The 21,805-nt window shown below is 70.6% G+C and carries 23 protein-coding genes; 11 read left to right on the top strand and 12 right to left on the bottom strand.

The features are described from left to right. Positions 1–97: 97 nt before the first annotated feature. Positions 98–484: a VOC family protein gene (locus F4554_RS30340; protein ID WP_179791012.1), complete on the bottom strand. Its 387-nt coding sequence runs from the start codon at positions 482–484 to the stop codon at positions 98–100. Between the two features lie 69 nt (positions 485–553). Between F4554_RS30340 and F4554_RS30335 the strand changes: the two genes are divergently transcribed. Next, on the top strand, positions 554–1,339 hold the full coding sequence (locus tag F4554_RS30335; protein WP_202889531.1) for a TetR/AcrR family transcriptional regulator: 786 nt from the start codon (positions 554–556) through the stop codon (positions 1,337–1,339). Then, a complete protein-coding gene (locus F4554_RS30330) occupies positions 1,336–2,313 on the top strand; it encodes a pentapeptide repeat-containing protein (protein WP_179791011.1) in 978 nt (325 codons plus the stop codon). The genes F4554_RS30335 and F4554_RS30330 overlap by 4 nt, the downstream gene beginning before the upstream one ends. Here F4554_RS30330 and F4554_RS30325 read toward each other — a convergent pair. Next, positions 2,285–2,812 (bottom strand): hypothetical protein, encoded by a 528-nt coding sequence (locus tag F4554_RS30325; RefSeq protein WP_179791010.1) that lies wholly within the window; start codon positions 2,810–2,812, stop codon positions 2,285–2,287. The genes F4554_RS30330 and F4554_RS30325 overlap by 29 nt on opposite strands. Before the next feature lie 3 nt (positions 2,813–2,815). After that, positions 2,816–4,057 (bottom strand): MFS transporter, encoded by a 1,242-nt coding sequence (locus tag F4554_RS30320; RefSeq protein ID WP_179791009.1) that lies wholly within the window; start codon positions 4,055–4,057, stop codon positions 2,816–2,818. A 180-nt stretch (positions 4,058–4,237) separates the two neighbouring features. Here F4554_RS30320 and asnB point away from each other — a divergent pair, with 180 nt between their 5' ends. Continuing rightward, on the top strand, positions 4,238–6,151 hold the full coding sequence (gene asnB / locus F4554_RS30315) for an asparagine synthase (glutamine-hydrolyzing) (protein WP_179791008.1): 1,914 nt from the start codon (positions 4,238–4,240) through the stop codon (positions 6,149–6,151). 36 nt (positions 6,152–6,187) lie between these two features. On the opposite strand, the gene F4554_RS30310 is transcribed toward asnB, so the two are convergent. Next, positions 6,188–6,757 (bottom strand): GNAT family N-acetyltransferase, encoded by a 570-nt coding sequence (locus tag F4554_RS30310; protein WP_202889530.1) that lies wholly within the window; start codon positions 6,755–6,757, stop codon positions 6,188–6,190. A gap of 120 nt (positions 6,758–6,877) precedes the next feature. Here F4554_RS30310 and F4554_RS30305 point away from each other — a divergent pair, with 120 nt between their 5' ends. The 3 genes from F4554_RS30305 (at position 6,878) to F4554_RS30295 (ending at position 10,398) form a co-directional block, all read left to right on the top strand. Next, entirely contained in the window at positions 6,878–7,930 is a 1,053-nt protein-coding gene (locus F4554_RS30305; protein WP_179791007.1) for a serine hydrolase domain-containing protein, read from the top strand. 105 nt (positions 7,931–8,035) lie between these two features. After that, positions 8,036–9,103: a YihY/virulence factor BrkB family protein gene (locus tag F4554_RS30300; protein ID WP_202889529.1), complete on the top strand. Its 1,068-nt coding sequence runs from the start codon at positions 8,036–8,038 to the stop codon at positions 9,101–9,103. A gap of 152 nt (positions 9,104–9,255) precedes the next feature. Beyond that, positions 9,256–10,398: a mechanosensitive ion channel family protein gene (locus tag F4554_RS30295; RefSeq protein ID WP_179791006.1), complete on the top strand. Its 1,143-nt coding sequence runs from the start codon at positions 9,256–9,258 to the stop codon at positions 10,396–10,398. Here F4554_RS30295 and F4554_RS30290 read toward each other — a convergent pair. Both F4554_RS30290 and F4554_RS30285 read right to left on the bottom strand, forming a co-directional pair. Further along, positions 10,339–11,247, bottom strand: a complete 909-nt coding sequence (locus tag F4554_RS30290) for an aminoglycoside phosphotransferase family protein (RefSeq protein ID WP_337796261.1) — start codon at positions 11,245–11,247, stop codon at positions 10,339–10,341. The two genes, F4554_RS30295 and F4554_RS30290, sit on opposite strands and share 60 nt — an antisense overlap. 410 nt (positions 11,248–11,657) lie before the next feature. Continuing rightward, entirely contained in the window at positions 11,658–12,398 is a 741-nt protein-coding gene (locus F4554_RS30285; protein WP_179791005.1) for a DinB family protein, read from the bottom strand. 162 nt (positions 12,399–12,560) lie between these two features. Between F4554_RS30285 and F4554_RS30280 the strand changes: the two genes are divergently transcribed. Further along, positions 12,561–12,950, top strand: coding sequence for a hypothetical protein (locus F4554_RS30280; protein WP_179791004.1), 390 nt, complete (start codon positions 12,561–12,563; stop codon positions 12,948–12,950). A 70-nt stretch (positions 12,951–13,020) separates the two neighbouring features. Here the strand turns inward: F4554_RS30280 and F4554_RS30275 are convergent, their stop codons facing one another. The 4 genes from F4554_RS30275 to F4554_RS33890 form a co-directional block, all read right to left on the bottom strand. Next, positions 13,021–13,392, bottom strand: a complete 372-nt coding sequence (locus F4554_RS30275; RefSeq protein ID WP_179791003.1) for a hypothetical protein — start codon at positions 13,390–13,392, stop codon at positions 13,021–13,023. Further along, on the bottom strand, positions 13,377–13,619 hold the full coding sequence (locus tag F4554_RS30270) for a hypothetical protein (protein WP_238341444.1): 243 nt from the start codon (positions 13,617–13,619) through the stop codon (positions 13,377–13,379). The genes F4554_RS30275 and F4554_RS30270 overlap by 16 nt, the downstream gene beginning before the upstream one ends. 142 nt (positions 13,620–13,761) lie before the next feature. Beyond that, positions 13,762–14,481, bottom strand: a complete 720-nt coding sequence (locus tag F4554_RS30265) for a TMEM175 family protein (RefSeq protein ID WP_179791001.1) — start codon at positions 14,479–14,481, stop codon at positions 13,762–13,764. A gap of 76 nt (positions 14,482–14,557) precedes the next feature. Beyond that, entirely contained in the window at positions 14,558–15,031 is a 474-nt protein-coding gene (locus F4554_RS33890) for a response regulator (protein ID WP_337796260.1), read from the bottom strand. A 15-nt stretch (positions 15,032–15,046) separates the two neighbouring features. Between F4554_RS33890 and F4554_RS30255 the strand changes: the two genes are divergently transcribed. From F4554_RS30255 to recQ, 3 genes are read left to right on the top strand one after another with little or no spacing between them, the layout of a single operon-like run. After that, positions 15,047–15,808, top strand: coding sequence for a hypothetical protein (locus tag F4554_RS30255; RefSeq protein WP_179790999.1), 762 nt, complete (start codon positions 15,047–15,049; stop codon positions 15,806–15,808). After that, a complete protein-coding gene (locus F4554_RS30250; RefSeq protein WP_179790998.1) occupies positions 15,805–16,074 on the top strand; it encodes a hypothetical protein in 270 nt (89 codons plus the stop codon). Before F4554_RS30255 ends, F4554_RS30250 begins: the two co-directional genes overlap by 4 nt. A gap of 10 nt (positions 16,075–16,084) precedes the next feature. Then, positions 16,085–17,923: a DNA helicase RecQ gene (gene recQ / locus F4554_RS30245; protein ID WP_179790997.1), complete on the top strand. Its 1,839-nt coding sequence runs from the start codon at positions 16,085–16,087 to the stop codon at positions 17,921–17,923. Between the two features lie 124 nt (positions 17,924–18,047). On the opposite strand, the gene F4554_RS30240 is transcribed toward recQ, so the two are convergent. Beyond that, a complete protein-coding gene (locus F4554_RS30240; RefSeq protein ID WP_179790996.1) occupies positions 18,048–19,418 on the bottom strand; it encodes a serine hydrolase domain-containing protein in 1,371 nt (456 codons plus the stop codon). Between the two features lie 340 nt (positions 19,419–19,758). On the opposite strand from F4554_RS30240, the gene F4554_RS30235 reads away from it, so the two are divergent. Continuing rightward, positions 19,759–20,673: a nitroreductase family protein gene (locus F4554_RS30235; RefSeq protein WP_179790995.1), complete on the top strand. Its 915-nt coding sequence runs from the start codon at positions 19,759–19,761 to the stop codon at positions 20,671–20,673. A gap of 189 nt (positions 20,674–20,862) precedes the next feature. Here the strand turns inward: F4554_RS30235 and F4554_RS30230 are convergent, their stop codons facing one another. Next, positions 20,863–21,711 carry a C1 family peptidase gene (locus F4554_RS30230; protein ID WP_179790994.1) on the bottom strand — a complete coding sequence of 283 codons (849 nt, stop codon included), beginning with the start codon at positions 21,709–21,711 and terminating at the stop codon, positions 20,863–20,865. Between the last annotated feature and the right edge of the window lie 94 nt (positions 21,712–21,805).

Below are 21,805 nucleotides of genomic sequence, written 5' to 3'. Positions count from 1 at the left end.
TCTGCAGGCCCGTGAGGTGACGCGGGTCCCGGGTGCCGCCGATCGGCACCCGGGACCCTTGCTCTTCAGCGCTCCGCTGCGCCTGGCCGGGCGTTCGTCAGGAGCGCGGGCCGTTCCAGTCGACGAGCTGGACGATCACGCCGTTGGGGTCGCGTACCTGAAAGGCGCGCTCGCCCCACTCCTCGGCGGTCAGGGGCATGGTGATCGGCACGCCCTCGGCCTGCAGGCGGGCGAGTTCGCCCTCCAGGTCCTCGACCACGAACGCGAGGATGATCCCGCGGGCGTGATCGTCTCGCTGGTCGTCGGGCAGGGTCTCCAGCCCGCGCCGCAGGAAGACGACGTTCATGCCCGCGTCCTCGCGGGTCAGCGAGGCGAAGCCGGGTGCGGCCATCTCCTCCACGAAGCCGAAGTGCCTGGTGAGAAACGCGCTGGCGGCCGACACGTCGTCGACGTTCAGCGACACGGCGGACGAGGTGATCTTCACGGGACTCCTTGACGATGCTTGCCCAGTTATGCCGTACAAAGTACGACGTACAACGTACGATGCGCAAGAATGATTCCCGTGCCGATCGAACGCAGCAGCGCCGGCGACCCCGCCCGCACCCTCGCCCTGTTGTGGCGGGACCCCTCCGTGGTGCCCCGCCGGGGTCCCGCGCGCGGTCTGAGCCTGGACGCGGTCGTCGACGCCGCGACCGACCTCGCCGACGAGGAAGGTCTGGCGGCGGTGACCATGCGCCGGGTGGCCGAGGCGGTCGGTGTCGCGCCGATGACTCTCTACACCTACGTCCGTGGCAAGGCGGAGCTGCTCGACCTGATGCTCGACGCGACGTACGCACGGATGCGCCGCGCCGACACCGGCGGGGAGCCGTGGCGCCGGCGGCTCACCGCGGTCGCCGAGGAGAACCGCGCGCTGTACGACGCACACCCGTGGGCGGCCGGCGTCTCCACCCTCCGCCCGCCGCTGGGGCCCGGCCTGGTCGCGAAGTACGAACACGAACTCGCCGCGTTCGACGGGCTCGGGCTGACCGACGTCGACCGGGACGACTGCCTGACCTACCTCCTCGCGTTCGTCCAGGCCAACGCCCGGGCCCGGATCGAGTCCCGCGCCGCGGCGGCGGACAGCGCGATGAACGACGAGCAGTGGTGGGCGGCCGCGGGGCCGCTGCTGTCCAGGGTGCTCGACCCGCAGACCTACCCGCTGGCCATCCGCGTCGGTTCGGCCGCCGGCTCGGCGCACGGTAGCGCGCACGACCCCGACCACGCGTTCGACTTCGGCCTGGTGCGGGTCCTCGACGGCCTGGCCGTCGTCATCGACACAGCGTCTAGCCTGGGTCGGTGAACGACCCACGCGAGGAGCTCCGCGCCGACTGCGCGCGGTGTTTCGCCCTGTGCTGCGTCGTACCCGCGTTCGCGGCGTCGGCGGACTTCGCGATCGACAAGCCCGCCCGCACCCCCTGCCCCAACCTGGAGCCGGACTTCCGCTGCGGCATTCACACCGAGTTGCGCCCTCGCGGATTTCCCGGCTGTACGGCGTTCGACTGCCTCGGCGCGGGCCAACGGGTCGCACAGGTGACCTTCGGCGGCCGGGACTGGCGCGCCCACCCGGACACCTCGCAGCCGATGTTCGACGCGTTCGTGGTGATGCGGCAGCTGCACGAGTTCCGCTGGTACCTCACCGAGGCACTCGCGCTGACCGAGGAGCTGGCGTCGACCAAGGAGCTGGCGTCGACCGAGACGATTGCCCGCGTGCTGCGCGAGGAACTCACCGAGCTGCACGACCGGACCGAACGCCACACCCGTGCCGACGTCGACACCCTGCGCCAACTCGACCTTGACGCGTACCGGTCGGCTGTCAACCCGCTCTTGCGGCGTACCAGCGAACTCGTCCGGTCCCACACGCCCGGGCCGGCACGCGGTGCAGGGGCGGCCGGTCCCGCAGGACGCGGGCGGGGGCGGGGCCGGCGGTCACGTTCGGGCGGGCCGGACCGGGCGGGTTGGGCGGACAGGCGCCGACGGCGCGGTGACCTGCGAGGCGCCGAACTCCCCGGGGCGGACCTGCTGGGCGCGGATCTGCGCGACGCCGACCTACGCGGTGCGGACCTGCGCGGCGGCTACCTCATCGGTGCCGACCTGCGCGGGGCGAACCTCGCCCGGACGGACCTGATCGGCGCGGACCTGCGTGCGGCGGACCTGCGCGGTGCCCACCTGCGCGAGGCGATGTTCCTCACCCGCACCCAGCTCGCGGCGGCCAACGGCGACCGGGACACCGAGGTGCCGCCGTGGTTCACTCCGCCCGCTCACTGGATGGGCTGACCGCCGCACCGGCCGCCGCTTCCGGCGTACGCACCGCATCCGAAATACAGGCCGCGCCAGTCGTGGCAACGGCTCGGCGCCGTCGTGCGTACGCGAACGGAACGGCCACCAGCAACGCCACCGAGGCCACCGCCAGCGCGGCCATCAGCGGGTTGAACCAGAACGGAACGATCTCCTGGCCCCGGCACACCGTACTGAGCGGCAGCACGTCGGAGGAGTCGGGATACGCCCGCGCACCCACGTTGAAGTAGCACGTCTTGTCCGGGAAGAGTCCCGGGGAGTACTTCAGCGCGCCGTAGGCGTACGCCTCGACCGTACCGACCGACACCAGCGCCGCCAGCCAGCCCAGCGAGGAGACCGTGGCGAGGCTCTTGACGCCGGCACCGGACCGAAGCGCGCGCACCGCCCGGGTGGCGAGGACACCTGCGGCGACGATGCAGATTGCCGGGGCGCCCACGGCCAGCACAGGCAGGGCGATGAGAACCAACACCTTGAACACGCCTCATCCTCCGGCCGGCGCATCGGCCCCGGCCGCACCGACTCCGGGCGCACCGACGGGCGGCGTTCCCGTCCCGCGCCGGGCGCCGGACCAGGCGACGATCGTCGCGACAACGCCCGCGGACAGCGACACGAAGAACCCCGCGTTCGCCCCGTGGCCGTCGATCACCCGCCCGGCGACCGCGCCGCCGAGGGCGATCCCGCCGACGAGGGCGCTCGTCGACCAGGTGATGCCCTCGCTGAGCCGGCTGGCGGGAACGGTCTCCTCGACCCGGGCCACACTCGCGATCATCGTCGGCGAGATCGTCAGCCCGGTGAAGAACACGATCGGCGCCAGCAACCCGAGGTGGGAGACGAACGGCAACGGCACCATCGCCGCGGTGATGGCCGCCGCGCCGATCCGGAACCGTGTCAACGGCGGCTTGCGCAGGGTCCGGCTGCCGAGGACCGCCGCGGAGAGCATCGAACCTGTCGCGGTGATGCCGAGCAGGACACCCGACCACGCCCGGGCATCGGCCTGGGTCGCGAGGGCGATCACGGAGATGTCGAACGCGCCGAACAGGGTGCCGATCCCCACGCTCGCGCCGACCACGGGGAAGAGCGCCGGCCAGCCAAGCGGCGCCAGCGGGGTGCCGCTTCCGCCGCGGCCGTGGGCCGGCGGTTCGGTGTCGCGGAGCGCGGCCAGCAGCAGGGTGCCGACCAGGCCGCAGCCGAGGGCGACCAGGAGCCCGGCGTTCGGGCTGATCCCGGTGGCGAGGAACGTCACCACCGGCGGCCCGACCATGAACAGCAGCTCGTCGGCCACCGCCTCCAGCGCGAACGCGGTCTGCAGCTTCGGCCCCCGTCCGAGCAGATGGCTCCACCGCGCACGGACGTACGAACCGATCGACGGCGAACTCGCTCCGGCCACACCGGCCAGTACGACCGGTACCGCGAGCGAGGTGTCCACCTCGACCGCCACCACCAGCCCGCCCAGCGCGGCCGCGTTCAGTCCCGCGATGACGGGCAGGGTCCGGTGCTGGCCGTGCCGGTCGACCAGCCGGGCCTGCATCGGTGAGCAGACGGCGCGGAAGACGACGAAAACAGCGGACACCACGCCGGCCAGGCCGTACGAACCGGTCTTCGCCGAGACCAGGATGACCAGGCCCAGCGACACCATCGAGATCGGCAGCCGGGCGAGCAGTCCGCTGGCCGAGAACCTCAAGGCGCCGGGTTGGCGCAGCAGACCGCGATAGGGGGCGAACACACCTTCGACAGTAGAGCCCCGCTCAGCCGGAGCGTTCCCAGGTTGGCGACCTATGTTGGACGGGTGGTGCGGTGGAGACGCGCCACCGTGACGGCGGGGGCCAGGTCGCGGCAAGCCGGGCTCCCGGAGCGAACCCGGCCGGCGGAGAACCGGCCCGGAGCGAAGGGGACGAACGCCCGCATGTGTGGCATCACCGGCTGGGTGGACTTCGAGCGCGACCTCGACCACGAGCGTGCGGTGCTGGCCGCGATGACCGCGACGATGGCCTGCCGGGGACCCGACGACGAGGGGACGTGGACCGGCGCGCACGTCGCGCTCGGGCACCGCCGGCTCTCGGTCATCGACCTCCAGGGCGGCCGGCAGCCGATGGCGGCCGAGAGTGGCGGCGACGGTGATACCGGAACGCCAGGCCCCGGAACGCCGGACGTCGGAACGCCGTACGTCGGAACGCCGGCGGCCGTGATCACCTACAGCGGCGAGGTCTACAACTTCCGCGAGCTGCGCGAGGAACTGGCCGCGGTCGGACACCGGTTCCGCACCCGCAGCGACACCGAGGTCGTGCTGCACGCCTACCTGGAGTGGGGCGAGGACCTGGCCGCACACCTGAACGGCATGTACGCGTTCGCCGTCTGGGACACCCGGACAGACACCTTGCTGCTGGTACGCGACCGGATGGGCATCAAGCCGCTGTACTACTACCCGACTCCGCACGGCGTGCTGTTCGGGTCGGAGCCGAAGGCGATCCTCGCCAACCCGGCCGCGAAGCGGGTGCTGGACGCGGACGGAATGCGGGAGCTGCTGTCGTTCGTGAAGACGCCCGAGCGCTCGCCGTTCGCCGGGATGTACGAGGTACGCCCGGGCTCGGTGGTCCGGGTCGACCGGGAGGGCCTGCACAAGCGGCGCTACTGGCAGCTCGAGGCGCGCGAACACCCCGACGACCTGGACACCACCGTCGCGACGGTTCGCGAACTGCTGGAGGACATCGTCACCCGCCAGCTCGTCTCCGACGTGCCGCTGTGCACCCTGCTGTCCGGTGGGCTGGACTCCTCGGTGATCACCGCGCTGGCGGCCAAGGGCCTGGCGGAGCGGGGCGCCGGCCCGGTCCGGTCGTTCGCCGTCGACTTCGTGGGCCAGACTGAGCGGTTCAGGGCGGACGCGATGCGGGGCACGCCGGACGCGCCGTACGTCCACGAGCTGGCCGAGCACGTGGCCGCCGACCACAGCGACATCGTGCTGGACACCCAGGACCTGATGGACCGCGACGTCCGGTCGGCCGTACTCCGGGCCAACGACGCGCCCAACGGCATGGGTGACATGTTCACCTCGCTCTACCTGCTGTTCGCGGCGATCCGCGCGCACTCGACGGTGGCGCTGTCCGGGGAGTCGGCCGACGAGGTGTTCGGTGGTTACCTGTGGTTTCACGACCCGGCGGCGGTCAGTGCCGACACGTTCCCGTGGCTGGCGATGTTCGGCCGCGCAGGCGGGGAACGGCTGGGGATGCTCGACCCCGGCCTGACCAGGGCGCTGGACCTGCCTGCCTACCGTGCGGACTCCTACCGCCAGGCGCTGGCCGAGGTGCCGAGGCTGTCCGGCGAGGTCGGCCTGGAACGCCGGATGCGGGAGGTGAGCTACTTCCACCTCACCCGGTTCGTGCAGTACCTCCTCGACCGCAAGGACCGGATGAGCATGGCCAGCGGACTGGAGGTGCGGGTGCCGTTCTGCGACCACCGGCTGGTGGAGTACGTCTTCAACGCGCCGTGGGCGATGAAGACGTACGACGGACGGGAGAAGAGCCTGCTGCGGGCCGCCACCGTCGACCTGCTGCCGGAGTCCGTCTCGGCGCGGCGCAAGAGCCCGTACCCCTCGACCCAGGACCCCGCCTACGAGCAGGCGCTGCGCGAGGAGTTCGGCAAGCTGCTCGCCCGGCCGGACGCGCCGGTGCTGCCGCTGGTCGACCCGAAGCAGGCCGACGGCATCCTCACCGAGTCGGTCGGGACGGTGAGCTCGGAGTTCGGCCGGCGTGCGGTCGAGCTGGTGCTGGGCCTCGACCAGTGGCTGGAGGAGTACGGGGTCGAGCTCGACCTGCCCGCCTGAGGTCGGCGAGGGGCACGCGCTCGGATCGTCGGGAGGTCAGGCCGGTGCGGCGTAGCAGTGGATCGTGACGGGCTGACCGGCTCCCCACAGCTGCTCGACGCTCCCCAGCCGGTGCCAGCCCAGCCGTTCGTAGAGAGCGATCGCGGACCGGTCGGAGTCGACCACGTCGAGGACCGGGCGCAGGCCGTGTGCCTTGGCGTGCTCGACCGCCCGGGCCACCAGGCTCGTGCCGACACCGCGGCCCCGTGCGGCCGGGCCGACGGCCAGCCGGCCGAGGACGGCGGGCTCTCCGTCGCGGACGCCGCCGTCCCGCTCGCGCAGAAGGTCCGTGGCCACGTCTCCGGGCCCGGATCGCGACAACGCGACGTGGCCCACGACCTGCCCGTCCAGGAGCGCGACCCAGGCAGCGAGGGGAGCCGAGCCGACCAGCCAGTCGACCGGGCGCTCGGGCCAGTTCAGCGGGTAGCCGTCGCGTTCGTGCACCTCGGCGAGCAGGCGTACGCAGTCGGTCAGGTCGGCGTCCTCCCGTGGGCGCACGCGGACGTCGCCGCCCTCGGCGCCCTCGGCGCGCGGGTCTTCGTCGCGGCGGGCTGGGGCATCGTTCACGTCCCCATCCAACACCGCGGTCGACGCCGGGCGTCCGCCACCGGCCGGTCCCTCGAATCGTCAGGACTCGGGTTCCGTGCGCGTGCCATCATGCGGCATCACCGAACCAGGACGGGCACTATGAACGACCTCAACGAAACCGCCGACTCCGCCGTCCCCGCCAACTCCGACGGCTCTGACGGCTTCCTGCCTTCCGCTGTCGAGGACCACCTGCGCGCGCGGATGAAGCAGCACCACATCCCGGCCCTCGGCCTGGCCGTCGTTCGGGGTGGCGAGCCCCTGGCCAGGGCGTACGGCACCGCCAACCTGGAGTGGGACGCCCCCGCGACGACCGGTACGGCGTTCCAGCTCGCGTCGGTGACCAAGCTGCTGACCACCACCTTGCTGATGCTGGTGGTCGAGGACGGGACGCTGCGGCTGGACGCCCCGGTGGGGGAGTACCTCCCCGACGCGCCGCCGGGCTGGGAGCAGGTCACCGTACGCCGGCTCACGTCGCACACCTCGGGCCTGAGCGACGACGTGGGCAGTCCCGCGTCGGTCGAGGAGGCGGTGCGGGCGGCGTTCGAGCGCCCGCTGGAGTACGAGCCGGGTACGCAGGTGCGGTACGGCCTGTCGGACTATGTCGTGCTGGCATACCTCCTGAAGGCCGTGACCGGGCGGACCTTCACCGACCTGCTGCGTGAGCGCCTCACCGATCCCCTCGGCATGACCTCCACCCGGTTCGACCACGCGGCGGACGACGGTACGGCCCGGGTCAGCGACGTCCTGCCCCGGCGCGCCACCATCTACGACGTACGCGACGACCGCCGGCAGGTGTACGCGTTCCTCTTCCCCGCCTGGACCTACGCGGCCGGCGGGCTCTACTCCTCTCCCGCCGACCTCGCCACCTGGGCGGCGGCGCTGCGTGGTGGTGAGCTGCTCTCGCCGGCCTCGGTGCGGGAGATGTGGACACCGGAACGACTGCGGGACGGGTCGGCGGGTCCGTTCGGTGTCGGCTGGATCGTCGACCAGCGCCACGGCAGCCCATCGGTGGGCCACAGCGGTGGTCCCGCGCTGGCGGACGTGATGCACCTGGTGGACGACGACCTGACCGTGGCGGTGCTGACGAACCAGCAGAACCTCCGCCCCTACCTCGCCGGTGAGGTCGCAGACCTGCTGCGCTCGGCCGGTTGAGGCACAGGTCGTACGGTTTCGGCTGCCTGCGTCGGGTAGCGGTTCCCCTTACAGTCGTCCCTGCTACGACAGTCCGGTACGACCAGTCCAGGCGAAGGATGAGGGATGACGACACACGCTGGTGGCAACGGTGCGGCCGACCGGGACGCGCCTCCGGCGGACGCGGAGGAGAAGCCCGACAGTCCACTCGACCTGGCTCCGCCGACCCGGAAGTTCATCCTCAAGAACACCTTCCGGGAGTTCCTCGACGACGAGTGCACCGACCTCGCGGCAGGGCTGACGTACTACGCCGTCCTCTCCCTCTTCCCCGCCATCCTGGCCCTGGTGTCCATCCTCGGCCTGGTCGGGCAGAGCGGACGGACCACCTCGATGCTGATGGACATCCTGCGTGGCCTCGGTGCCGACAAGGCCGTCAGCACGATCCAGCCCGTGGTGGAGCAGTTGACCCGCAGCCAGTCGGCGGGTTTCACGCTGGTCATCGGTCTGGCGGTGGCGTTCTGGTCCGCGTCGGGTTACGTCAACGCGTTCAGCCGGGCGATGAACCGCGTGTTCGAGGTGGAAGAGGGCCGGCCGATCTGGAAGCTGCGCCCGGTGATGCTGGGCATCACGGCGCTGGTGCTCGTCCTGGTGGCGATCACCGCGGTCGGCCTGGTGATCAGCGGGCCGCTGGCGAAGACGATCGGCGGCGTGATCGGACTCAGTGACGTCGCCGTCACGGTGTGGGGCATCGCCAAGTGGCCGGTGATGCTGTTCATCGTCATCTTCATCGTCGCGGTGCTCTACCACCTCACGCCCAACATCCGGCAGCCGAAGTTCCGCTGGCTGAGTGTCGGAGCCGTCGTCGCCATCGTCACCTGGGTGGTCGTCTCGGTGGCGTTCGGCTTCTACGTCGCCAACTTCAGCAACTACAACAAGACCTACGGTTCGCTCGGCGGCGTCATCGTCTTCCTGCTGTGGATCTGGCTCACCAACCTGGCGTTGCTGTTCGGCGCGGAGCTGGACTCGGAGATGGAGCGCGGCCGGGAGTTGCAGGCCGGGATCCCGGCCGAGGAGTCGATCCAGCTTCCGCCCCGCGACACCTCCAAGATCGACAAGGACGCGAAGAAGGAGGAGAAGGCGCTCGACGAGGCGCGTGAGCTGCGCGACGAGGCGGCCGCGTCCGACGAGCACTGACCGTCCGACGAGACGTCACCGGTTGACGGCACACCGTCAGGTCAACGGCGACCTCCGGCCGCGTGGTGCGGGCGTCCCAGGTCCGGATGAGACCGTGAGGACGACCGCACCCATGGGGAGGATCGCCGAGTTTCATGCAAGTAGTTGCCGCCATGAAAACTGCCGTGCCCGACCCGATGCACACCCTGCTCGTCCTGGGCTGTACCGCGGCGGGGGCGTTCGTGGTGACCCTGCTCACCGGCAGGATCACCGCACGTCTCGCGCGATCGGAGAGCCAGCCGTTCTGGGGGCGGCTGCGCAGGCGCTGTCACCGGCCGTGGACGGTGACGCTGCTGTCGGTGGCGATGCTGGCGGCCGAGCCGAGCGCGGGTCTGCACGGTGAACTGGCGAACGGCGTACGACACCTGATGGTGGTCACCACCATCGCGGCGGTCTCCTGGCTGGCCACCGCGGTCCTCTTCCTCGCCGAGGACGCCGCACTGCGCCACATCAAGGTCGACGTGACCGACAACCGGCGGGCGCGGAAGGTGCAGACGCAGCTGACCGCCCTGCGCCGGTTGACCGCCGTCGTGGTCACCATGGTGGCCGCGTCCGCGATCTTCATGACGTTCGACGCGCTGCGCACCTACGGGGCGTCGATTCTGGCCTCCGCCGGGGTCGCCGGTGTGATCGCCGGTCTCGCCGCGCAGACGACCCTGGCGAACGTGTTCGCCGGCCTGCAGTTGGTGTTCACCGACGAGCTGCGGATCGACGACGTCGTGGTGGTCGAGGAGGAGTGGGGCCGGGTCGAGGAACTCACCCTCACCTACGTGGTGGTCAACCTGTGGGACGAGCGGCGCCTCGTGCTGCCGGCGACGTACTTCACCACCACGCCGTTCCAGAACTGGACCCGCTCGGAGTCCCGCGTCATCGGCGCGGTCGTCCTCTACCTCGACCACAGCACGCCCATTGCGGAACTCCGTGCGGAGGCTCAGCGGATCATCGAGAAGAACCCGCTGTGGGACCGGCGCGACTGGACCCTGCAGGTCGTCGACACGACCGAACATTCCATCGTCGTCCGGGTGCTGGCCTCGGCGGCGGACTCCGCGTCGGCGTGGGACCTGCGTTGTGACGTACGCGAGCACCTGCTCGGCTGGCTGCGGGACAACCACCCGAACTCGCTGCCCCGGCTGCGAACCGAGCGGGCCGTATCGGGCAGATCCGACGGTTCCGGTGGCTCAGGCGGATCGGAGAGCTCAGGCCAGATCGTGGTCGGCGAGGACCTCTTCGACCACGCGCAGGTTGCCCGCCGCTAGCGCCCGTCCCTGCCTGGCGTCCTCGGCCAGTCCGAGCAGTGCCTTCCACAGCACCCACCCGCGGGCCCGGGCCCAGGTGCCGGCGTCCAGTGCGACCGTACGCCGGAACGCCTCCCGGCTCGGCCCGGCGAACAGCGTCCACGCGATCACCAGGTCGCAGGCCGGGTCGCCGACGCCGCAGGTGCCGAAGTCGATGACGGCGGCCAGCCGCCCGTCGCGCACAAGCAGGTTGCCGTGCGCGACGTCGCCGTGGAACCACACCGGCTCGCCACGCCACTCGGCGGCGAGTGCCGCGTCCCAGACGGCGGCTGCTCGGTCGGTGTCGAGGCGGCCCTCGAGGGTGCGCAGGCAGGCCCGCGTCTCGTTGTCGTAGTACGCCGGTGGCGCGCCGCGGTGGAAGCTGTGCTCACCCGCGGTCGGCCCGTCGGTCGCGTCGATTCGCTGCAGGGCGAGGAGGAACTCTGCCACCGACTCCGCGAACTCCGCCAGCTCGGTGATCCGGTCCGGACGAGCGGTGTCGCCGTCCAGCCAGCGGCGGATCGACCAGGGGTGCGGGAAGCCCTCGCCCGGCTCGCCCAGCGCCACCGACACCGGAATCGGAACGGGCAGGTGTGGGGCCAGCACCGACAGCCAGCGGTGCTCCTTCTCCACCGCCGGCACGTATCCCGGCGCCGTCGGCAGGCGGACAGTCAGCTCCTCGCCCAGGCGGTAGGTGCGGTTGTCCCACCCGTCGACCTCGACCGGGGTCACCGGGAGGTCGCTCCACTGCGGGAACTGCGCGGTGAGCAGCCGCTTCACCAGGCCCGCGTCGATGCCGGCCCGCCCGTCGAGATGTGTCTCCGAAAGCACCCGCGCAGTGTTCCAGCCACCGTCGACGGCGGGCAACGCATTTGCCGTACGGAGGTCTGGTTGCCGTACGGAGGTCTACTTGAGTCCGGCGCGGTCGAAGTGTTGCTCCGCCTTGTCCACGTCGTAGTCGGTGTACTGCGTGGCCAGCCTCTTGTCGCCCGCTCCTCTCCGAGCCTTCGTTCGGGCAGGCCCCGTCGTGTGCATGTGCGACGAGGGACGTCGATGCGTGGTGACAGGAACGACACAGCCGATTCCGGATGGTGTCCGTGAGCTCAGGTGCGCTTCGTGATCCAGCGGATGGGATCGCCACCCTCGAGATCGGTGAACCCGGCGTCCCACAGGGCACCAGCGACCAGCGTGCGGCGATGCGCTGCGAACGTGAGCACATGGGCGATGACCGCGCCGAACGTCTAGATCTCCGTGTGCTCGCCCGGGCACACGACGGCCTCGTCAAGCCGCCCTTGCTCGGACATCTCGCGGACGTGGGTCAGGAATGCCGGGCCGACCCGTGCCAACCGATCTCGCATCCGCTCGACCGGCTCCTCTCTTTCTGTCGCCAAGTCGTATTCGCAGCCTTCGAACGAGGCCGTCCACATGTCCAGTTGGCCGATCAGCCGGGACAGCAGTGATCGTGGGGTCGGCTCGTCGTCGATGCCCTCGACCGAGAGTTCGATCGGCGCGTCCAGTTGCTCGTCGGGGATGTCGGGCGGCTGGATGCCGAGGCCGGTCAGGATCGCGCAGACCTGCTCGCGGTGGTGGTTGGCGTGGTTGAGTGCCTGGGCGAGCAAGATCCCTGCGCGGCACTCGCGCAGTCCGTCGTCGATGACGACCACACGTTCGACGTCGATCGGCTCGGCGAGTACACCCTCCCAGACCTGCTCGGCATCCGCCGCCCAACTGGCCAGCGTCGACAGGTCGACGCCGTCCGTGTCGCTGTCGGCCCATGCGAGCTCACGTTGGGCCAGCCGACGTACATAGCTGCCGTCGCAGGTCACGATGTGGTGCAGCGTCGCGAGAATTCCGCCGAAGGTGCCGACGCCGGTGGCGTTCACCAGTTGGTCCTCGGTGAGGTCCTGGTCCTGGCAGAAGGCGATCAGTTGCCTGGTCGCCCAGGCGTTGTGGCGAACCGCGTCGTACAGGATCTCGTTCACGACTGCTCCTCTCGGGCCGCGTTCGAGCTCGGCCGACGGTCACTCCTGACACGCGGGCGGATGCTACTTCGCCACCCGTCTCGTTCTCCTCTGCTTTTCCACCTTGACCTCGGGCCGGGCGGCGTCTACTGCTGATGGCGTACGACCGACAAGGAGGTCCTCATGGGGCTCGACGCGGACTACCCTGCCGTCACGATGAACGACCCGAACGGGCACGTGGCGGTCTACAACCAGGACCACGTGGTCATCGGCACTCTCGGCCCGTCGCCCTACGAGTCACCCTCGGTCAACGTCACCTGCCGGATCAAGAAGTGGGACGAGGCGTACTGGTATCGCCTGCTGAACCCCAACGCCTTCCCCCTTCCGGCGACGAGCGCCTACGTGTCCGCCGACGAGACGCACGACCTCGACCCGGGCCAGCCCTATCCCATCCCGGACTGCGCGGACAGCAGCTGCCTGTCCACGGTCCGCAGGATCGCGGGGCCGGCACTGGCTGCGCTGGCCGCGGTCACCGGTGCGGGCGCGGTGTGGTGGCGTCGCCGCCGAAGGTGAGTTCGCGTCCGCGCAGGACGTCGCCCGCGGTAGGAAAGGGAACGGGTGCGGGCTCCGGGCTCCCCGGAGGTCACGGCAGGTAGACGAGTCCGTCGGTCGTGACGATGGGGCGACCGCTGGTGCCGGCGACCACGATCCTCACGCTGTGCTTGGCGCTGCTGCTCCAGCTTCGAGTCCAGATCGCGTTGCGGTACATCACGGTCGACGAGTAGAGATCGACCGTACTCGCGTTGACGCCGTCCACATAGACGTACGCCTTGCCCGAGCCGCTGGCGCGGGACACGACCCAGGCCGCGGACCCGCCGGTGAACGTCCAGGTGAGGCTCGCGCCGGCGGACGAACTGCCGTAGGAGGCGCCGCCCAGGTAGTGCGTGGAGGTCCTGCTCTGCCAGGACCCGGACCTGGTGGTGGGCGTCTCCTGCCTGATCACCGGTTGTGGCACTGGTGGAACTCGAGGCCGAGTTGCCGGCGTAGTCGTAGGCGCGCATGGCGCAGGTGGTGGCGGTGCCGAACTCGGCGGTGAGGTTCCAGGACGTGGTGGTGGGCCCCGAACGTCAACGCGGTGGGCGCGGTGAGATGTACGTTCTTCAGCGCGGCGTTGTCGGTGGCATTCCAGCCGAGCCGGACCGGGACCGCCGTCGTGTTCACGGTGCCGGTCCGCAGGGACACGGCCGGCGACGGTTCGCGTCGGCGGCCGCCGGAGACCGTACAGCACGTGGGACGTTTGCGCAGGATCGGACGGTTTGACCCGCTCACTGCCTCGTCCCGTACAGAAGATCGAGGAATGCCCCCGGCGCCCCGAGGTGACAGGTCAGGCTGGGCGGCGCCGGGTTCGGCGGAGGGCTGCGATCTCGCGTTCGGCCCGCAGTACGAACGGAATCGCCACCCAGCACAGGTAGGCCAGCTGCGTCACGAACGCCAGCGGGATCGAGACCACGAACGCCACCAGCATCACCGTCAACCGCCGGTAGCCGAGGGCGACAACCCCCGCCTCGGCGTCGGGACGGAGCAGCCGGTGGCGGTCGATCTCCCGCAGGCACAGCAGCGAGAACGTCGCCGCCAGCACCTGCACGAGCGCGTACAGCATGAACCGCGAGGCGAACGCGCCGTCGCCGACGATGACCCTGGTGGCGAAGGGCGTCAGCGCGATCGTCAACAGCCACATCATGTTCCAGCGGACCAGACGGCCGCCGAGACGGGTCAGGTAGGTGAAGGTCCGGTGGTGCATGAGCCAGTGGCTGCCGATGACCGCGAAGCTGATGAAGAACGCGAGGTAGTCGTCACGGTGTGTTGCAGCGTCGCGCCACAGGGCCGAGTTGGTCGCCCCGGAAGGCACGTGCAGGTCCAGCGCCAGCAACGTGATGGCGATCGCCACCACCGCGTCGGAGAAGAAGACCAGCCGCTCGGTGCCGGCGGTCGCTTCCACGCGGTCCTCAAAGCGGCCCTCGCCGCGGTCCTCAACGCGGTCATCGACGCGGGCCGCGGCCCGCTCCGCCCGCGCCTCCTCGGTCGTACCCCCTTCTGCGCCCATGTGCACAGAACTACCGCACCGTCGTGGGCGATTCCCCCTCGGGCCCGCCCGTACTGCCACCGGCCCGATCTCCGGGTCAGGTCAGCAGGCCGCGCCGGTAGGCCTCGGCCACCGCGGACGCGCGGTCTCGGGCTCCGAGCTTGTCGAAGATCAGCTGCAACCACGCCTTGACAGTGGCCTCGCTGACGTACATCGCCGCGGCCGCCTGCCGGTTGGTGTCGCCGCGCGCTACCAGTGTGAGGAGTTCCAGCTCCCGCTGCGCCAGCGTCTCCGGGTGACGCACTCGGCCCATCAGGCGCGCGGCCACCGGGGGTGCCAGCACAGCCTGACCGGCGGCGGTGGCCCGGACGGCTGCGAGGAGCTCCGGGCGCTGTGCGTCCTTGAGCAGGTAGCCGGCGGCGCCCGCCTCGACGGCGGCCACGATGTCGGCGTCGGTGTGGTACGTGCTCAACACCAGCACCCGGGCGAGCGGTGCCACCTCGCGGAGTCGCCCGATCGCGGCCGGCCCGTCCAGACGCGGCATGTGCAGGTCCATCACCACCACGTCCACCGGTTGCCGGGCCGAATGACCCGAACACCTCCGGTACTGCTGCTCGTCCTGCTCGCCTCCGTGGTGGCCGAGCTGTCCATCGGCGACCTGCCCTTCACGGCCACGGGACTGGTGGGTTTCCTCTTCCTGCTCCCGATCTACGGCGCCGGTGCGTTGCCAGCCCGCGAGGTCGTCCGTCGCCGCGTCGCCACCGGATGGCCGGCGATCGCCCTTCTCGGGGTGGCTTACGGGATCGTCGAGGAGGGAATCGCGCTGCAGAGCCTGTTCAGCCCGACGATGTACAACGGAATCGGTCCGGCGTGGGGCGTTCGGGTCCTCGGCGTCAACGGCGTCTACCTCGTCGTCCAACTCCTCAACCACGCGGTGTGGAGCGTGACGGTGCCGATCGCACTCACCGATCTGGCATTCCCGCACCGCCGCGGTAACCCGCTACTGGGCCGGCTGGGCCTCGCGGTGACTGCCGTGGTCTTCTGTCTGGGCGTGGGACTGACCGCCGCCGGCCGTGGCACCCGTGATCCGGGTTACTCGACGCCGCCCGCTCTGCTGCTGGCCGTCGGTGTCGCGGTGGCCGCGCTGGTCGTGGCCGCGTTACTGGTGAGCCGGCGCCGTCCGGTCCGGATGGCTGCCGCGGCGCGCGCTCCACGTCCGTCACCGCGTTCGGTCTCGGCCTGGCTGGCGGGATCGGCGCACTCGCGGTCCTGGCGTGGCCGGCGCACGCGCACGCCGCGATCCTGCACGGCCCGCTCGCGTGGGCGCCGGTCGCGGGCAGTCTCGTGATCGTCGCGGTCGGGACGGCGGTGGTCCGGCGCTGGTCGGCCGCGAACGGCTGGAACGACCTACACCTGCTGGCCCTGACCTCCGGCGCACTGCTCGGGCACAGCCTGGCCTGGGGGCCGATGCAGGCGAGGACGACCGGCGCACGGGTCGGCGTCGCGGTGCTGTTCGCCGTCACCGTCGCGCTGCTCGGCCTGCTCGCCCGGGCCGTTCGGGCGCGAGCGGTCAGCGGGCCCGTCGCGGTCGGGACCTGTCGGCGGGCTCCGTAGACTCCGACGGATGGACTCCCTCCCCGACGTGCAGACCGAATCGCCGCTGGCGGTGCTCCGGCGGGTCTTCGGCTACGACGCTTTCCGGGGCGAGCAGCGAGAGATCATCGAGCATGTCGTCACCGGTGGGGACGCCCTTGTGTTGATGCCCACCGGCGGGGGCAAGTCCCTGTGCTACCAGATCCCGGCGCTAGTGCGGCCCGGTGTCGCCGTCGTCGTCTCACCGCTGATCGCGTTGATGCAGGACCAGGTTGACGCGTTGACAGCGGTCGGGGCGCGGGCAGGGTTCCTCAACTCGACGCAGGACCCGGCCGAACGTCGCCGGGTTGAGGCAGCGTTCGTCGCGGGGGAGCTCGACCTGCTCTACCTGGCGCCCGAGGCACTGGGCACTCGGGCGACCGTCAACCTGCTCGACCGTGGCACCATCGGGTTGTTCGCCATCGACGAGGCGCACTGCGTGGCGCAGTGGGGGCACGACTTCCGCCCCGACTACCTGGCGCTGTCCATGCTGCATGAGCGCTGGCCGGACGTACCCCGGATCGCCCTGACCGCCACCGCGACCACCTCGACCGCCGCCGAGATCGCCACCCGGCTGGACCTGACGGCGGCCCGGCACTTCGTGGCCAGCTTCGACCGGCCCAACATCCAGTACCGCATCGTGCCGAAGCGGGAGCCGCGTAAGCAGCTGCTCGACCTGCTGCGCACCGAGCACTCCGGGGACGCCGGCATCGTGTACTGCCTGTCCCGGGCGTCGGTCGACAGGACCGCCGAGTTCCTGGTGCGCAACGGCATTACCGCGTTGCCCTACCACGCGGGCCTGGACACGGCCACCCGTGCCACCAACCAGCAGCGGTTCTTGCGCGACGACGGTCTGGTGATGGTGGCCACCATCGCCTTCGGGATGGGCATCGACAAGCCCGACGTACGCTTCGTCGCCCACCTCGACCTGCCCAAATCCGTCGAGGGCTACTACCAGGAGACCGGCCGCGCCGGCCGGGACGGGCTGCCGTCCACCGCCTGGCTGGCCTACGGTCTCCAGGACGTCGTCCAACAGCGCAAGATGATCGAGTCCTCCGACGGCGATCCGGCCCGCCGACGGGTGCTGGCCGCCCACCTGGACGCCATGCTCGCTCTCTGCGAGACCGTCGACTGCCGCCGGGTCCAGTTGCTGCGTTACTTCGGCCAGGACGGCTCGCCGTGCGGCAACTGCGACACCTGCCTCACTCCGCCGGAGTCCTGGGACGGCACCGTCCCGGCGCAGAAACTGCTGTCGACCGTCCTGCGGTTGCAGCGCGAACGCAATCAGAAGTTCGGTGCCGGACAATCGGTCGACATTCTGCTCGGCCGGCACACCGACAAGGTCAAACAGTACGACCACGACTCGCTCACCGTGTTCGGCATCGGCGGCGAGCTGTCCGAGGCCGGATGGCGCGGCGTGGTGCGGCAACTGCTCGCCCAGGGACTGCTCGCGGTCGAGGGCGACTACGGCACGCTGGTGCTCACTTCTGGCAGCGCAGAGGTGCTGAGCCGCCGTCGTACGGTGTTGATGCGCCGCGAACCCGAGCGGCCGACGTCCCCTTCCCGGGCGGCGAAGGCCCGGTCCGCGGGCACCACGGCCGTCGAGCTGCCCGCCGACGCCGAGCCGGTGTTCGAGCGGCTCCGCGCCTGGCGGGCGGCCGCCGCCAAGGAGCAGGGAGTCCCGGCGTACGTGGTGTTCCACGACGCGACGCTACGGCAGATCGCCGCCGACCCACCGACGACGCTGGCCGACCTGTCCCAGGTCAGCGGGGTGGGAGAGAACAAGCTGGCCAAGTACGGCGAGCAACTCCTCGCCGCCCTCGCCGGCTGACCGCGCCTGCTGCCGACGGGCTCAACGGGGTCGGGAATTCGTCGGTGCCCTTCGAGTCCGGCGGGTGATCGTCGATGGCGTCACCCGGTCGACGGCCGATATGCCGGTCCTACCGTCTCGAGAGTCAGCTGACCTTCGGCAGGGCGCGCAGCCCGAGGTGTGCGTACCTCGACCCATCCTCCAACGTCGAGAACGCCACCGGCGTCCACGACCTCGCGTCCGCCGCCCGGGTGAGGAAGAGGTCCTCCTCCACCGGCACCAGGACGTACTCCTCGACCGGCTGGGCCACCACCTCCGCCAGCGCGTCGGTGGCGCTGACCTTGGCCACCAGGCCTCGGTCCTCGACGGCGAGCTCGACGTGACGGCCGACGGTGGCGTACGTCCCGGCGTACTTGGTGAGGTCGAGCCCGACCGGCACGTCGGGCGGCGTCCGCCGGGGCGGCAGCGCGAGATCGCAGAACTCCGCGAGCAGCCCCTCGAACAGTTCCTGGTAGAGGTCCTCGGCCCGGCCACCGTTGGTGAGCAGGGCGATCGCCACCCCGGCATCCGGCACCACCCGCAGGAACGACGACTGCCCGATCGTCCCGCCGTCGTGGCCGAACGCCCGGCGCCCGTTCCAGTCGTACAGCGCCCAGCCGAGGCCCCAACCCACCGCTGTCGCGCCACGGTGCAGGGCCACCGAGCGGGTACGCATCGCCGCGACCGAGGCGTCGGTGAGCACCTCCCGGCCGTTCACGCCGAGACCGCCGTCCAGATGCACCCGGGCCATGCCGACCACGTCCCGGGCCGTCGCGCACAGGGTGCTTCCCGCCGGCGCGGTGGAAGAGGGCAGCTGCCACCGGGCGACCAGGGTCGGTGGCTGGTCGCCGTCGACGTCGTGGCCGTACGCCACCCGGAACCGCAACGCCTCCTCGGGCAACGCGGTGGTCTCGCGCAGACCCGCGGGCCGGAGCAACCTGGTCCGCAGCGCCTCCCGCCACGGCAGTCCGGTGAGGCGTTCGACGATCCGGCCGGCCAGGACGAAACCGGTGTTGCAGTACGACATGAGGGAGCCGATCGGGTGCACGAGCCCGAGGTCGGCACAGGTCTCGACGTACTTCTCCACCGCGTCGTCACCCCGGCCGGTGTCCACGAAGTGGTCGCCCGGAATGCCACTGGTGTGGGTGAGCAGATGGCGGACCGTGATCCGGCCGAGCGCGTCGGCGTCGGCCAGCCGGAACTCGGGCAGAAGCTCCGCGACCTTCTGGTCGAGGTCGAGCTGGTGTTCGTCGACGAGCCGCATCACCAGGGTGGTCGTGAAGATCTTGGTGATGGAGCCGATCTGGAAGACCGAGTCCGGGGTCGCCGTCACGCCGGTTCCGACGTTCAGGACGCCGGACGCAGCGGTCGACACGTCACCGTCGGCGAGGACGGCGAGCGACGCCCCGGGAACACCGTGTCGGCGGACCAGTTCGTCCAGGCGTTGCTGCCACTCCACGAAACGTCTCCCGGGCATGGGGCACTCCATTCAGTCGGCAGCTGGGTCAATCGGCAGATGGGAAAAGCGTAATAAACGGCAGGGCCTACTTCAGCCGCACAAACAATTCGAAACCTGGACGTTCGACGAACGGGACCGTGGGACCGTCGCCGGTCGCCGCAGGCGGACGTGGCGCACACCGGCGCGGGCGGCGGGGGAGGAAAAGGGCCTTGAGGTCAGGGACGTTCGACTACTCCGAAGGGGGACATCGGTAGCAGCCCGGACGGAGGGATCAGCGGGATCCTCTATGGACCGAATCAGGTCTGCCAGAAAGAGGGCGTCATGTCCGTCGAAGGCGCATCCGGCCAGAGGCGTCCACATGATCGTGCGTGAACTCGATCCGACCGAACGCGAACTGCTCGTACGCGCCGCGATCCTGGCGCCGTCGGTGCACGATGCCCGGCCGTGGCGGTTCGCGTTCAGCGGCGACACCGTCGACGTGAGCCGGGACCCCGGCGAGATGCAGAACGGCGAGATACAGCGCGGCGAGATGCAGCGCGGCGAGGACTCCGGTGGACGGCGGGCGATGGTCGGAGTCGGCGCGGCGGTGTTCAACCTCAGGGTCGCGGCGGCGGCGCTGGCGCGGGGAACGACCACGAAGCTGCTTCCCGACCCCGGTCGGCCGGGGCTCCTCGCGCAGGTGCGGGTCTGGCCGGGGCCGGGCGAGGAGGTCGGTCTGGCCGGACTCCTCCTCCATCTGTACCGGCCGCGGACCGGCCGGCGTTCGTACGCCGACCGGCACATCCCGCAGGCGATCCGGCAGGAGCTGGAAGACGCGGCGGCCGCGGAGGGAGCCACCCTGAGCTGGGCGTACGACGGACATCGCGACGGGGTGAGGGGCTTGGGCGGCGAGTACGACGTACTGCCCGGCAACCCGTATCCCCCGTTGTACGAGGACCTCTGGACGCCGGCGGTCCTGACCACGGTCGCCACGTCAAGCGCCTGCCCGCGCGACTGGCTGGTGGCGGGGCAGGCGCTGCAGCGGGTCCTGCTGGTGGCGGCCCGGCACGGGTTGTCCGGCTCGCCGCTCGGCGAGCTTGACGAGCTCGACGGGTTCGACGGGTTCGATGGCTTCGACGGGTCGGTGGGCTGGCCGGGCACGTTCGGGCCGTCGCACCAGCCGCGGGCGGGAAGGCCCGCTCAGGTGAGGCTGTGGCTCGGCTGGGGACCGTCGATCGCGCGTACGCCTCCCCGTCCGCTCACGGACTTCGTGGCCGACGACCTCTGCTCCTGACACCAGTGATACTTACTGACCGAGTCGCACCAGTTCCGCGTCTGTAAGCCGCGCGTGCCGTTCGAGGATCTGCCGGCCAACGTTCGAACAAGCGCGGGCCGGGTGTGGGGTGAGTATTCGGTGGCGCTCAACCCACACCCGGCCATCCGGGCCCCGAAGTTCACCTCCTGACTTCTGGGGCCCTTACTGTCAGGTCAGGCCCTTCGCGGCCGCCCACTGCTTCGCGACCTCCCACAGGTGGGTGTCGTCCGCGGTGCCGGGATCCGGGTCCGGCTTCGGGTCGGGCGTGACCAGGGCCCAGGTCGGGACGGTGACGTCGCCCTGCTGGGACAACAGCCACTTCAGGTCGGCGGACTTCAGGTAGCCGACCCCGTCGACTCCCCACCCGGTGCCCCAGGAGTTGGTGAGGGTGTAGGTGTTGGCGTCGACGTCCAGCCCGTTCACCTCGAGTTCGTGACCACCGGCGATCCCGGACGACTTGTCGACCGTGATCAGTCCGTTGGAGTCGGGCTCGAACATGCTGTTCAGCCACGGAATACCGATCATGACCGGCGCCGTCTGCAGCGTGGCGTTCAACGCGTTCAGGCTGAAAGCGTGCTGGTACGACGTGGCCAACCCCAGGGCCTTCAGGGCCTTGGCCACACCGAGCCCGGACGATCCGGTGTCGTCGGGCGGGTAGTTGCCCGGGAACTCGTCCAGCCGGCTCGCCAGGGAGTACAGGCGTACGGCGAAGTCCTCGTCCAGGGGGTACGAACCCACGGTGAAGGTTCCCTGGGACGCGGCGGCACCGTCCGCGGTGATGTCGACCTTCACCAGGCCCTGCCGGGCGGTGGAGTCGGTGCCGATGAGGCCGGTGCCGGCGTTTCCCGTGCAAGACCCGAGGTTGCCCTGATCAAGGATGCCGATCCGTCTGTCCCAGTGGACGGTCTTGATGGCGGAACGGGGGAGAACACCGACTGCGTAGGCCAGCGATCGTTCGTCGTGCTCGACGTGGCGACCGAGCCGAGGATCCTGGCGGTCGTATTGGTGGAGGTCCATCAGAGCCTGCCTTCCACGAATGTGCGGTGGAGCGGGGAAGTGTGGCGTCGAACGGTGAACAACAGGAACGGACCCAGATACAGCGATTTCAGAG

The sequence above is a fragment of the Actinopolymorpha rutila genome, from assembly GCF_013407855.1.
Taxonomy (GTDB): Bacteria; Actinomycetota; Actinomycetes; order Propionibacteriales; family Actinopolymorphaceae; genus Actinopolymorpha; species Actinopolymorpha rutila.
The sequence above is the reverse complement of the archived record's forward strand: the minus strand, read 5'-3'. Positions and strand labels throughout refer to the sequence as shown.

Coding starts and splice junctions, on each gene's coding strand:
- F4554_RS30335 (WP_202889531.1), top strand. CDS start 554: ATGATTCCCGTGCCGATCGAACGCAGCAGCGCCGGCGACCCCGCCCGC.
- asnB (WP_179791008.1), top strand. CDS start 4,238: ATGTGTGGCATCACCGGCTGGGTGGACTTCGAGCGCGACCTCGACCAC.
- F4554_RS30305 (WP_179791007.1), top strand. CDS start 6,878: ATGAACGACCTCAACGAAACCGCCGACTCCGCCGTCCCCGCCAACTCC.
- F4554_RS30300 (WP_202889529.1), top strand. CDS start 8,036: ATGACGACACACGCTGGTGGCAACGGTGCGGCCGACCGGGACGCGCCT.
- F4554_RS30295 (WP_179791006.1), top strand. CDS start 9,256: ATGAAAACTGCCGTGCCCGACCCGATGCACACCCTGCTCGTCCTGGGC.
- F4554_RS30280 (WP_179791004.1), top strand. CDS start 12,561: ATGGGGCTCGACGCGGACTACCCTGCCGTCACGATGAACGACCCGAAC.
- F4554_RS30265 (WP_179791001.1), bottom strand. CDS start 14,481: ATGGGCGCAGAAGGGGGTACGACCGAGGAGGCGCGGGCGGAGCGGGCC.
- F4554_RS30255 (WP_179790999.1), top strand. CDS start 15,047: ATGACCCGAACACCTCCGGTACTGCTGCTCGTCCTGCTCGCCTCCGTG.
- recQ (WP_179790997.1), top strand. CDS start 16,085: ATGGACTCCCTCCCCGACGTGCAGACCGAATCGCCGCTGGCGGTGCTC.
- F4554_RS30240 (WP_179790996.1), bottom strand. CDS start 19,418: ATGCCCGGGAGACGTTTCGTGGAGTGGCAGCAACGCCTGGACGAACTG.
- F4554_RS30235 (WP_179790995.1), top strand. CDS start 19,759: ATGATCGTGCGTGAACTCGATCCGACCGAACGCGAACTGCTCGTACGC.
- F4554_RS30230 (WP_179790994.1), bottom strand. CDS start 21,711: ATGGACCTCCACCAATACGACCGCCAGGATCCTCGGCTCGGTCGCCAC.